10 protein-coding genes are annotated in these 12,665 nt (G+C 55.8%); 1 reads left to right on the forward strand and 9 read right to left on the reverse strand.

The window, feature by feature from the left end:
- Positions 1 to 562 precede the first annotated feature (562 nt).
- Entirely contained in the window at positions 563 to 964 is a 402-nt protein-coding gene (gene ndk / locus BN4275_RS16360; RefSeq protein ID WP_066460091.1) for a nucleoside-diphosphate kinase, read from the forward strand.
- 58 nt (positions 965 to 1,022) lie between these two features.
- Here ndk and glf read toward each other — a convergent pair whose 3' ends face one another.
- The 9 genes from glf to BN4275_RS16405 form a co-directional block, all read right to left on the reverse strand.
- Positions 1,023 to 2,186 carry a UDP-galactopyranose mutase gene (gene glf, locus BN4275_RS16365; RefSeq protein ID WP_066460092.1) on the reverse strand — a complete coding sequence of 388 codons (1,164 nt, stop codon included), beginning with the start codon at positions 2,184 to 2,186 and terminating at the stop codon, positions 1,023 to 1,025.
- Between the two features lie 13 nt (positions 2,187 to 2,199).
- Complete coding sequence (locus tag BN4275_RS16370; RefSeq protein ID WP_066460093.1) at positions 2,200 to 4,077, reverse strand: DUF4422 domain-containing protein; 1,878 nt, start codon at positions 4,075 to 4,077, stop codon at positions 2,200 to 2,202.
- Positions 4,077 to 5,972 (reverse strand): acyltransferase family protein, encoded by a 1,896-nt coding sequence (locus BN4275_RS17865; RefSeq protein ID WP_066460094.1) that lies wholly within the window; start codon positions 5,970 to 5,972, stop codon positions 4,077 to 4,079. The genes BN4275_RS16370 and BN4275_RS17865 overlap by 1 nt, the downstream gene beginning before the upstream one ends.
- 21 nt (positions 5,973 to 5,993) lie before the next feature.
- A complete protein-coding gene (locus tag BN4275_RS16380; RefSeq protein ID WP_079988329.1) occupies positions 5,994 to 6,779 on the reverse strand; it encodes an ABC transporter permease in 786 nt (261 codons plus the stop codon).
- Positions 6,780 to 6,799: 20 nt separating this feature from the next.
- Positions 6,800 to 7,789, reverse strand: a complete 990-nt coding sequence (locus BN4275_RS16385) for a glycosyltransferase family 2 protein (RefSeq protein WP_066460095.1) — start codon at positions 7,787 to 7,789, stop codon at positions 6,800 to 6,802.
- Positions 7,789 to 8,592: a glycosyltransferase gene (locus tag BN4275_RS16390; RefSeq protein WP_066460096.1), complete on the reverse strand. Its 804-nt coding sequence runs from the start codon at positions 8,590 to 8,592 to the stop codon at positions 7,789 to 7,791. Before BN4275_RS16390 ends, BN4275_RS16385 begins: the two co-directional genes overlap by 1 nt.
- A gap of 16 nt (positions 8,593 to 8,608) precedes the next feature.
- Positions 8,609 to 9,718 (reverse strand): glycosyltransferase family 4 protein, encoded by a 1,110-nt coding sequence (locus BN4275_RS16395; RefSeq protein WP_066460097.1) that lies wholly within the window; start codon positions 9,716 to 9,718, stop codon positions 8,609 to 8,611.
- Positions 9,719 to 9,783: 65 nt separating this feature from the next.
- Positions 9,784 to 11,103 (reverse strand): LCP family protein, encoded by a 1,320-nt coding sequence (locus BN4275_RS16400; protein ID WP_161940213.1) that lies wholly within the window; start codon positions 11,101 to 11,103, stop codon positions 9,784 to 9,786.
- Positions 11,104 to 11,258: 155 nt separating this feature from the next.
- The gene (locus BN4275_RS16405) at positions 11,259 to 12,653 is read right to left on the reverse strand and encodes an undecaprenyl-phosphate glucose phosphotransferase (protein ID WP_066460099.1); all 1,395 of its coding nucleotides are present in this window, start codon (positions 12,651 to 12,653) and stop codon (positions 11,259 to 11,261) included.
- Positions 12,654 to 12,665 lie beyond the last annotated feature (12 nt).

Below are 12,665 nucleotides of genomic sequence, written 5' to 3' on the forward strand. Positions count from 1 at the left end.
TGTTTCCTCCCTTAAAATATTGAAAAATTTGTTTCGAAAACACGCTTCTCCAAAGAAATGGTCTGTGTTTTTCGAACTCTTTATGTTCATCATAAATGTGCAATTCCGAGAAGTCAATTTGAAATACCCCCTCGACGTTGTGGCATTTTAATAATTAATGATTTGATCAGTTGAATTCTTTTATCATTATTTGATACCACAACCTCCTTTTAATCGGTCAAAATGTCCAAAAGTGAACACTTTTCCAAAATTAAAAATATTCTCGCTTTTCAAATAAAACTTTTTTTCTCTTCCAATTTATTCCTGATTTTGGTAACAAAAATCCTTTCTTCCTCCAAAACATCCTGTTTCCGGAGCAATGGGACTGCATTTTACCTGTAAAACCTTTCGTTTTTCAAACTGCATTCTCATTTTGCGCGCCGTTTGTTTTTGAAAATCCGAGAAATCGCTTATTTCCTCATTCGGAAATTTCCCCGGAAGGGACCGGGCTTATAATGTGTGTGAAACGTCACCGCGCCGCAACCGGCGCCATCCCATTTTGTGAAGGAGGACCATGACCGCTATGATTGAAAGAACCTTTGTGATGCTCAAACCCGATGCCGTCAAACGCGGGCTCATCGGTGAAATCATCCACCGGATCGAACGCAAGGGTTACCGCATCTGCGAAGCCAAAACCATGACTCTTTCCGAGCCGATCCTGCGGGAGCACTATGCACATCTGACCGGCAAACCGTTCTTCCCGGAAATTTTGGCCTACATGACCAGCGGGCCGGTGTTCGCCATGATCGTCGAAGGCGAAGACGCCATTCACGGCGTGCGTACCCTGATGGGCCCGACCAAAGCCTGCGATTTTACCGCTGGGACGATCCGCGGGGATTACGCCACCTCCACCTCAATGAACGTCATCCACGGCTCCGATTCCCCAGAAAGCGCCGATGCGGAAATAAAACGCTTTTTCGGCTGAAAACTGCAAAAAAGGCCGCGTCCGATTGGACGCGGCCTTTTTTTACAAACATTTTTCTTTATTCGCCCAAGATCTTCCGCGAAAGCTGCAAGGCGCGCAGAACCGCTGCATCCATGTTGTAATAGCGGTAATCCGCGAGCCGGCCGCAGAGATAAAAATTCGGCAGCTTCCGGGCGAGTCCCGCATACTGCTGGTAACGGGCCTGGTTTTCCGGATTCGCAATGACGTAGTACGGGATATTCCCACGTTTTCCATGCGGATCGTATTGAAGCGGGTATTCCTTCAGGATGGTGGTTTTGCCAGTAATCTGCTGACCGGTCAGCTTTTTGAACTCGGTGATGCGGGTGAATGCCTCCTCATTCGGATAGTTGACCACCGCGGCGGGCTGAAAGCTCGTACAATCCTTCTGCTCGAACCGCAGGTCGAGCGAACGGTACGGCAGCGGCCCAAACCTGTAGCCGAACATCTGATCGATCGCACCGGTAAAGACGACCGGGCCATGGAACCGTTCGCCCCACGCATGTATCTCTCCTCCGTCAATATCAAGCGTCAGGACTTCCTTGGCGTCACAGCAGAGCCGCGTCTCGATCCCCGGCCCCGCCAGCAGCTTCTCAAAGATCGGTGTGTAGCCGTCCACCGGCATATACTGCCAGCTGTCCTGGAAATACCGGTCGTCGTCCCCGAGCACGACCGGCACCCGGTTGATAACCGACCGGTCAACCTGATCGGTCGGAGTCCCCCACTGCTTTGCGGTATAATGCAGGAACACCTTCTCGAACACAAACTGCCCAAACTCCCGAACGACCGGATCTTCCGCATTCATCAGGTCGAGCACCGACGCGGTACGCTTTCCCGGAAACATACAGGAGAGCTCCTCTTTGACCGCTTTCGCACGTTCGGCTGGATAGAGCGTATCGAGCGACCGGTAATTAAACGGGATAGGCACGAGCTGGCCGTCGATTTTTCCGAGCACCCGGTGCTCGTATGGAAACCACTCTGAAAACCGCTGAACATACTGTGAAACTTCCTGCGAAGAAGTGTGGAAAATATGCGGCCCGTACCAGTGGACCAGCACGCCGTTTTCGTCCGTGGAATCATACATATTTCCGCCGATATGGCTGCGTTTTTCCAAAACGAGCACCCGCTTGCCCGCGTCCGCCAGCTCCCTGGCCACAACCGCGCCGGAAAATCCCGCGCCTACAATGATTGCGTCATATCTCATGCCAGTCCTCCCACTATTTTGCTTTCACAAAGATGTGATAGATTTTTTTGAGCTTTTCCCGCCCAGCGCTGCCCTTCGGCAGGAAACGGTCAACCACCCGCCGCGGCAGGCCAAGAATCCCGCGGAAAAATCCGCGCAGGCCGCGTTCGCGGTAAAGACCGTTGGCCACATGCCAGGCATTGCCCGCGTCCATCCGGAAGATCAGCTGCTCATAGTACGGCGTGCGGCGCGCATAATCCCAGAAATACCGCGCAAGGTCCTCGTCCGGACGGTGCCATGGCTTCATAAATCCCGCGTAATGGATGATTTTCGGCGCCGCATGGGCCTTTTGATATTCTTTGTAGACAGCATCCGGCGCATAGACCACCACATTGTTCACCCGGTAGTGGTCACAGTCAGTGATGAGGTTCCAGGCCATGTCGAGATACTTCACCCGGCCTTCGCAGTAAAGGTTCAGCACATCCTGGTCGTTATATTTATAGGGATGGGTTGCAAAGGTCAGCCACTCGGAGAGGGAATATGCCTTCCGCATTTCCGCCGTATTAAAAAGCAGCACGCCCGCCTGGAAGTAATTGTAGGGGTCCTTCATCGGAAGGCCCTTTTTGCAGTATGCGGCGGTCGCCGGGTTCGCGCCGTTTATCTGTCCGAGAAAATCCGGATCGCGCGCCGCAGCGAGCAGATATCCCTCCACATCGGTTTCATAGAGCTTTGCGACGTCCTCCTGCGCAACCAGATCACAGTCAAGATACAGCACCTTACCGCACCCGGGAAGGATTTCCTGGATCAAAAAGCGGAAGTAGGTCTCCACGCTGATGTGGGCATTCGCTTTAAGTTCATAACCGGAAAGCAGCCGCGCGGCATTGAAAAACCGCAGGGAAATGTTCGGTTTCCCTTTTAGCATGCCCAGCAGGATGTCCTTATTCTCTCTGGTCACATCCGATTCCAGCAGCACGAGATCATAATTTTTGCCCGGGGCGGCATGCTCGATCACCGACTGGATGCAGGTTGCCGCGACTGGGACAAAGTTGTTGTTGGCCGCGAACACGACCGGGATTTCATTTTCCGGGAACGCCGGCGCGAGCATCCGCTGCGGGTCGGTGTCCGCGAAAAGGACGCACTGCAATTCCTTTGTTTTAAGCGTTCTGCCCTGTTCCTGCAGATATATGTAATAAATGCCGAACAGGCGCTCCGAAAGATGCCCCGGCGTGCGCAGGGCTTCCTGGCTGTAGCGGGACATGTCGGTGCGTTTTTCAAATTCCGCGAGTACGGCGAACATCCACGCACAGTAATCCGCAAAAATTTCCTTTCTGAGGATGTACATGTTGCAGAAGCTGGTGGTGTGCCCCTCACAATGCTTTTTCGCCGCCAAAGAGTAGGCCGGGAACTTCTCGTCGATGATTTCCCGGATGGTTTGCAGGTCCTTTGCGTGCAGCTTTTGCGCCTTCGCATACTGGTCGTCCACCGAGGAAAAACGCTCCGGCATCCTGCGCAGATCCTTGCGGGTCGTGGTGATCACATCATACCGCGCGACCAGATCCGCTATCGTCTGGTCGTCAAAACCGTATTTTTGGGCGGCATTCGCATCGACATAATCTTCGAGGACGTTTCCCCATGGGTCTTCTTCATAAACGGTATCCGAAAAATTAAAATACCGCCGGTAGTGGCAAAAGCCGTAATAGTCCGCGTCCAGGTTCTTCCACGCCCAGTATTGGGCGGTCAGCTCGCAGTACATCGGATTTTTATCCGAGATATTCTCCCCTTCGTCGTCGTGCAGCATGTCCGGAAAACGCACCCTCGCGTTCGCCGCGCCGACTTGGATCGGCAGGAGAATTTCGCTTTCGGGATGATCGGCCTCTTTATGGCAGGAAATCAGGATTTTGATATTCGGCATTACGGGTCCCCTTTCAAGATTTGCAAAAGCCTGCGCGAAAGCGTGGCGGCGGGCTTTTCCACCAGCCGGTAATGCAGCGCGGCAACAAGAAATACAAACACGAGCGTCAGAAGGAACGCGGCTGTATAGCCGGTACGCGGCGCGAGCAGGGTCATCGCAAGGCTTCCATAGGTCATGTGGGTCAGATAGACCGAGAAGCTGAGCTCCGCCACGCCATCTACCAGAGTGTTAGGGCGGAGCTTTTCGTCGAGCAGCATCGCCACCGCGAACAGCAAAAACGCATAGGCAAATGAGATGAGATACGGCGACTGTTCATAGTAGTCGGGCTTGAAGAATGCGATCCCCTTTAAAAGCAGCAGGTAATCGACGGCGCCGAGCACGGCGAAGCTCCAGAAGCCGATCTTCCCCTCTTTGAGGTAGTAAAGCAGCATCCCGCAGACCGGAAACGCCACATACCAGGACAGTTCGATCACATTGCGTGCCGCGTCGGGCAGCGGCAGCCACAGGGCAGCGCAGTAGCCGCCCGCCAGCACCGCTTCCATTGCCACGGCAACAGCAAATGGATGGCATCTGATCCAAGGGTAAAAGAGGAAGCCAAGCAGATAGAAAAGCAGCGTCGGGAATAAAAACCAGGTCGTACCGTTGATAACGTCCGGCACACCCACAAAATAATTTGCAAGCGTCGCGCCCATCACCCACTGGCGCGGCGAAAACTGTGCCCACCAGGTCGGCCCGGTCACGAGCGAAACGAGATACTGAAACAGGTAGAAGCTCGCGAACGAGAGGATAAGCGGTGGAAAAATCCTGAGCACCCGTTTCACCCCGAAGGCGAGCCGCCCTCCCCCGCCCCCCGCGGCAAGCAGATAACCGCTCACCAGGAAAAAGAGGATCACGCCGAATCCGCCAAACGACTGGACGATGCCCAGCGGGCGGTTCAGGGTGTTTTCCACCAGCTGCCCGAGCCGCCAGTCCGGGTTGCGAAAGGGGCCCAGATGGTCCCACACGACCATCGCGAGCGCCAACACCCGCAGGAAATTCAGAAAGGGATATTCCTTTTTCGGCGGCGTGGGAACCGGCGGCCGCTGCGGCGCAATTTCCTGCGCGGCGGCTTCCGATTCCGCCACGCTCACAAGCCCGTGTCCGCCGGTCTCCATATCGTGGATATAGGCGTCGGTCACTTCCCCTGCGTCCCCAATCATCTGCACCACACCGCGCTTGAGCCAAACGGCGCGCTTGCAGAGCTTTTTGACCTGATCGGAAGAATGCGAAACAAAGATGAGCGTCGCGCCCGCGTCGATCATTTCCTGCATTTTGCGCTCGCATTTCTGCTGGAACAAAAAGTCCCCGACCGCAAGGATTTCGTCTACAATGAGGATGTCCGGCACAACCATCGTCGCAATTGAGAAGCCGAGCCGAGCCACCATACCGGAGGAGAAGTTCTTGACTGGCACGTCCGCGAAATCCCAGAGCTCCGCGAAATCCATGATCTCCTGATATTTCGACTCCATGAAAGCGGTGTCGTAGCCGAGCACCGCGCCGTTGAGGAAAATATTCTCCCGCGCGGTCAGGTCCATATCGAAGCCTGCGCCCAGCTCAATGAGCGGCGCGACGCTCCCGCGCACCGTGACCGACCCTTTCGTCGGATAGAAGATGCCGGAAATCACCTTGAGCAGCGTGCTCTTGCCGCAGCCATTTTCGCCGATAATGGCGAATGGCTCGCCGCGCTTCACGGTGAAGCTCACATTGCGCAGCGCGTAAAATTCGTCGAACAGGAGCTGACGCTTGAGCATTTTGACCACATATTCCTTGAGGTTGTCGACCTTCTCACGCGAAAGGTTGAAGCGCATCGAGACGTTCTGCACTTCCACAATATTTTCAGTTTGCTGTGCGTCCATGGTTTCACCGTCCTTTGCGCGTCAGATATGCAGGATAAAATTTGCCTGTTTGCGTTTGAAAAGCCACATGCCCACCAGCAGCGCCGCAGCGCACCAAAAACAGCTCGCCAGCGTGTTTTGGACCGTCGGCAGCCGTCCATAGAGCACGATCTCCCGAAAGCAGTCGATAAACTGGAAAAGGGGGTTTAACCGGATGAGCGGCTGCACCGTTTCCGGTATGCTCGCGATCGGATAGAAAATCGGGGTAAGATACATCCAGGCAGTGGTGCAGACCCCATAGAGATGGGTCGTGTCCCGGAAATACACCGCGCAGACCGAAAGGATCAGCCCGATTCCCATTGAGAAAAGCAGCACATAACAAAGCGGCAGCGGGAACAGCAGAATCACCGGCGTGACCGGCGTGCGGGTCGCAAGCATCACGATCACCACCGCGACAAGCGAAAAAAGCAGCGTCACAAAGCAGGAAAGTACCCGCGAAACAGGGAAGATATATTTGGGTACGTAGACCTTCTTGATGAGCGAGGCGTTTCCGATGATCGAGCCCATCGCCATGTTAGTGGATTCAGAAAAGAAGGTGAACATGATCTGACCGGTGATGAGATAGATGGGGTAATTGGGGATGTCGAACCGGAACATGTACGAAAAGACGATCGACATGACCACCATCATGAGCAGCGGGTTGAGTAAGCTCCACAGGTACCCGAGCACCGAACGGCGGTATTTTACCTTGAGATCCCGCTGCACCAGCCGTATGAGCAGCGCTTTATATTTTTTCCATTTATCGAGCTGCGCGTTCAGTTCATTCATTGTTGTTTCTCCGTCAGGTTTCACCTGCCAAGCAGGATTCGTTTGAGTTTTTCATAGCCCGAAAGCCCCACATGCAGCCGGTTGAGCTGCCGCAGCAAAAAGCCCTTTTTGCGGATCGCCGCATAGATTTCCGGGTTCTTCCCCCGCACATAGGTTTCCCATGACATCCCCGCTTTACGCCCGGCCATGCGGTCGGGCAGATAGATGTAAAGGGTGGTCAGATGGTCGGCCGCCGCCTGCGCAATGCGGAAAAAGCAATAGTTTCGCACGTCCGGGGACATTTTGGCCGTCCCGTAGACCTCCAAAAGCCGCCGGACGATCTGCGCGCGGTGGGCGGCATATTTCGCCCGGTTTTCCGGCGAAGTCGACTGCGCCGGATTGCCGACCAGATAGCGGTAGATGTCAAGATCGTAATAGACAACGCTCTTCGCAGAGAGAAAGGGCAGGATCACATATTCCTCGTCCACAAAGAAGATCCCGTCCTGCATCTGAAAACCGCTCTCCCGCAGAAGTTCTGTACGGTAGGTGGTCGAATGGATGCAGGGCGCATTTTCGCGGCATGGGGAAAATCCCGTGTAGACTTTTTCGTACTCCACGCCGGAAAACCGAAATGGCAGTTCCTCCCCGCTTCCCATCACGACCCGTCGGTAGTTGGTCTGCACCACATCCGCACCGCAGTCGCGCAGCTTTTCGACGAACCGCACCAATTCTTCGGTATCGACCCAGTCGTCCGCATCGACAATCCGGAAATATTTTCCCCGTGCCAGCGCCATCGCCGCGTTGATTGATCCGCCGTAGCCCCGGGAATCCCGCCGCAGGAGGGTGAAAATCTCCGGATAACGGTCCACAAAACCCTGTGCGATGGAAGCGGTCTCATCTTCGGAGGCATTGTCGAGCACGATTACCTGCACTTTTCCAGCTAACCGCTCATCCGCATAGGACGGCAGGTTCTTCGGCAGGTGCTTTTCCATATTATAGGACGGCACCGCGATCGTCAGTACCCGTTCCATCAGGCGTTCCTCCTCCGTCTCAGTTTTTCCACAAGCCCGTGCGGCAAAAGCCCGACCGCCAGCGGCTTTATCACATATGGCAGCGCGCCAGGCAGCATTCCCAGTTCCCCGAACCGGCAGAAACGGGTGACTGCTTCGTTGACCCGGTGGCGGTATCTGCGTTTTTTCCAATCGTCTGGGCCCACCTGGTAGGAGAACAGCTTCTCCTGCAAATTATATCCGGTATAGCCCTTTGCATAGAGACGCAAAAGCAGGTCGTAATCCTCGCAGAGCACCGCCCGCTTCGATTCGCTGTAGCCGCCCACGGCGCGCACCGCATCCGCGCGAAAGATAAGCGAAGGATGGATAAACGGCATTGAGAACCGGAAATCCTCCTTTTGGGGGTATTCGGGAAATCTGCGTTCACCGCAGGTTTCCCCGCCGCAGAAGATGTTCACATTGCAGCCCACGAAGGCAGTTTCCGGATGCGCGTCCAAAAACGCGACCTGACTTTCAAAGCGCTTCGGCAGGGAGAGATCGTCCGCGTCCTGCCGCGCAAAGAGTTCGCCCCGAGCCGCTTTGATGCAGCAGTTGAGCTTCTCCGGCAGAGTTTTCGCGCCGCTGCCGCGCAGGACCCGCACCCTTCCGTCACGCGCGGCGTAACCGTCCAGCAGCGCCTGCGCCGCAGCGGACGAGCCGTCGTCGCAGATGAGAAATTCAAAGCCGGAAAAGGTCTGCGCGAGCACCGATTCGACAGCGGCCGCAAGACCGGCAGTCCCCTCTCCCGGCAGGTAAACGCCCATCAAAACCGAAACGCGCGGCATGTGAACACCTCCCCACTCACTTTTCCAAAAGCCCATATGCGGCGAGCACTTTCGGCGCGGCGGCCTCCAACGTGAAGCCCCGGGATTTTTCCCGCGCCGCCTTCCCGTATTCTGCCCGCTTTCTAGGGCTGTTATAAAGCTCTAAAAGCGCCTTCGCAAGCAGATCCCCGTTTTCCGATGGAAACAGAAATCCTGTTTTTCCCGCGTCCACCAGCTCCCTGTGGCCCTTGATATCGCTCACAGCGGCGGGCAGGCCGCAGGACATCGCTTCCATCAGATGAAACGGCAGGCCCTCCGAACGGCTCGTGGAAACCACCGCGTCGCACAGCGGATAGAGCGCGGCCATATCCGCAACGCTCCCAAGGAAATGTACCGCATTTTCAATTTGCAGCTTTTGTGCAAATTTCCTGCAATTTTCCAATTCTTCCCCGTTTCCGGCAAGCAGCAGTTTTGCCCGCGGCATCTCCGGCAGCGCCTTCGCAAACCCTTCGAGCAGGAGCCTCTGATTTTTGCGCTTTGAAAATTCCGCCGCATAAATAAACAGCACTTCGCTGTCCAAAAATCCCTGTTCCCGGCGGTTTTCCAGCCGCTTTGCCGCAGGGAGCGGGACAAACCGGGCCCCGTCGAACCCCATTCCCGGGATTGGGACAAGCCGTCCGCGGCACAGGTGGTATTTGCGTGCAAGCGCGCGGTCCTCCCGATTCATGACCATGAGCGTACCAGTCACGCGCGCGCAGAGGATTTCCGGCAGCAGGTAAATCCATTTGCTCACCCCTTTATCGGAGAACAGATAGCCGTGGCAGGTGTAGGCGACCCTGGGGCGCTTTCGCATTGTCAAAACCGCCGCGCGGATCACCGCGCCCGCAAGGGTGGTATGCGCGCTCACAAGATCGAACCCCTCCCGTTTCAGAAGCCGCCGGGCGCGCAGGATCGCCAGCAGGTTGCGCGGGCTCATGAGCCGCTTGCAAAACGGCAACTCCACCACATGGCCTGCAAACGGAACCGGTTCAGCCGTTCCGGCTGCCACCCAAACCTCCCAGCCGCGCTCCTCGAAGGCACGCAGATAAGGGAGATGGAAATTTTTGATATGGGAGACTGTGGAGGCGCAGAAAAGCACCTTTTTCATCCTGATTTCCAGCCTTTCCTTTCCAGCCGCGAAAAAAGGGCTTCCCGCGGGAAACCCTCCTTGCGTCAATCCCGGCCGCTGCGGGAAGCGGAGCGTGCGCGGTCGTCGGGCTCCTCGTCCGCGTTTTTAGAGGAGTCCCTGTCCGCCTGTTCGGAACGGTCTTTTTTCGGGGATGTTTTCTTCTTTTTGGCATCCTCCGCACGTTCCTTGTCGTCCCGGGTATCTTCCTCATCTTCGGATTCCTCCGCATCCATATCCTCATCCTCGGAAGAGGACGCGAACGCTTCCGGATGCGCGGCAGCCCATTCGGCGTAGTCCTTCTGCTGTTTTTGCCAGATACGGTTTACGACCTCCTGCGAAACCTCATATTCCGCCGGATCGAAATCTCCATAGAGAAATTCGTGCATGATCCGCACCGCTTCCTCATGGTCGAGCATGGTCATACTGCGGCCGTCATCAGTGAGCTTGCTGCCGGCCATCCCTTTGAGCGGCATGGTCATCTGTTTAAGCTGTACACCGAGAAAGCCCGGCGCTTTCGGCACCAGTGAAGTGATTTCTTTTTTGGTAAAATTGGTTTCCACAAGCGGCAACGCCACATTGAGCAGCGCGTCAATCTCCTTCAGATTCAGGCTTTTGGTCTGGTTGATCGCCGCCTGCAGGACGTTGCGCTGGCGCTGAACGCGCACATAATCGCTGTCTATCAGCCGCTGGCGGCCATATGCGAGCGCATCGAAGCCGTCCAGATGGTTGAGGCCCGGCTTCACGGGATGGCGCGTGGTCGAATTGGTGGGAATTTCGCCATTGAGCGCGGCGGCTTCCTGCTCGGTGAGGGTGATGTCCACGCCTCCGATCGCATCGATCAGCTGGGACGCCGAGCTCACATTGACCCGCGCATACCGGCGCACGTCGATCTCAAACTGATCGCGCACCGCCCGGAGCATCGCGTCGGCGCCGCCGAAAGCAAACGCATGGGTCAGCCAGTCCTCACCGCCCGGCGCGCCTTCTATCTCCACGCCGATCGAGCGTTCCAGGCTCACCAGCCGCGCCGTGTGTTTTTTCAGATTGAGGCTTAAAAGCATGCAGGCGTCGGCACGCGCGCCCGCCTGCAGGCCGGTTTCAAAATCCTCGCTCGTACCGCCGACTGCGCGTTCGTCGGTACCGAGCAGCAGAATGTTCAGGTATTCGAGCGCCGCGATCCCGCTCGCCTTGGTGCCATCTTCGTTTTTCCATTCCTCTTCCGCAACTTCGTTGCCGGTGTAGTTGATCCGGTCCAGTTTCGACTGAAAGTAACTCCACGCGCCAATCCCAACCAATCCGATCAGGATCAACACGCCCAAAATTGCAACCCACCAGCCGGGATTCGCCCGCCGGGGTGTCTTTTCCATATCCATGTGATACATCCTTTAACGACTTGGCCATTCGGCCTGTAAAGCTTCCATAAAAACGGTATGATTATAGTTCGTTTGACAGGGACTGTCAATCAGGATTTGCAGTATTTCCCTGGATTTCCTGCATTTTGGTCGCTTTTGCCATTTCTCTCCTAGAGATCTTCAGAGGGATTGACAATCCCTCTGGTCAGGGTCATCAACAGAATCTTGACATCCAGCATAAAAGACCAGTTCTCGATGTAAAACACGTCGCATTTCACCCGTTCAATAATCGAGGTGTCCCCACGCCAGCCGTTCACCTGTGCCCAGCCGGTGATACCCGGGCGCACAAGATGCTTGAGCATATAAAGCGGAACTTCCTCTTTGAATTTCTCTACGAAAAATGGACGTTCAGGGCGCGGGCCAACCAGGCTCATCTCCCCTTTGACCACATTGAACAGCTGCGGCAGCTCGTCGATCGAAAATTTGCGCAGAAACGCGCCGAACCTGGTGCGCCGGTCATCCCGGCGGCTGCCCCAGGTGGTCATGTCGCCCGCGTTATCCGCCTGCATCGACCGGAATTTATACATGGTGAAGCTCTTTTTGTTGCGTCCAATGCGCTCCTGTCTGTAGATTACCGGCCCGGGCGACGACAGGTGGATTCCCACGGCCGCCACAAGCATCAGCGGCGACAGCAGCAGGATGAGCAGAAGAGACCCGCAAAGGTCGAAGCCGCGCTTCAAAAACCGGTTGAAAAGGTTGTCGAGCGGGATACGGTGGATATTGATGAGCGGCATCCCGTCGATTTCGTCCACATATGGATGCGCCGGAAGATACTTTGCATAAAACGGCAGCAGGCTCGATTTGACCCCCTCCCGCTCGCAGACCTCGATCACGCCTCCCAAAAGCCGGTATTCGCTGTATTCGAGCGAGATGACCACCTCGTCTGCGGCGCCGCTTCGCAGGATCGTTTCCAGCTCCCGCAGCTCCCCGAGCAGCGGCACGCCGCGTTCGCCGGTTGCGAACGGCCGGTCGCTGAGATAACCGATCACTTCATAGCCGAAATTGCGGTCGCCGGTGATCTTGTCATAGAATTCCCCGGCGATTTCATTCCATCCAACGATCAGCAGCCGGGTTAGATTCTGCCCCTGCCGGCGCAGCGAGCGCAGCGAAAGGCGTATGGCAATGCGCACGCCCCCGGTGAGCAGGGTGTTGAGCAGCACAAAAAAGAGGATGACCATGCGTGAAATATCGATCGCCCGCATAAAGAAGCTGAGCAGGAACAAAAACGCAGCGCCGATCAGATTGACATAGGCCACCTTCTGGGTTTCGGCCACCATCGATTTATAATGGAAAACGTCATAGAGCTCAAACCCGTGGTAGAGCATGAAATAGAGCGGAAGCGCGGCCGCCAGCATCTGCAGGTAATAATCGAGCCCGAAGTTCGCCGGGTCGCCGTGCAGCACATAAAAACGCAGCGCGTACGCGGCCAGCATCGAAAACAGCTCGGCCGCGATATCGACACATTTGAGCAGCGTTACAAAAATCCGCTGATTTTCTTTAAACATCCCGGAAAGATC

Source organism: Anaerotruncus rubiinfantis, from assembly GCF_900078395.1.
Lineage (GTDB): Bacteria > Bacillota > Clostridia > Oscillospirales > Ruminococcaceae > Anaerotruncus > Anaerotruncus rubiinfantis.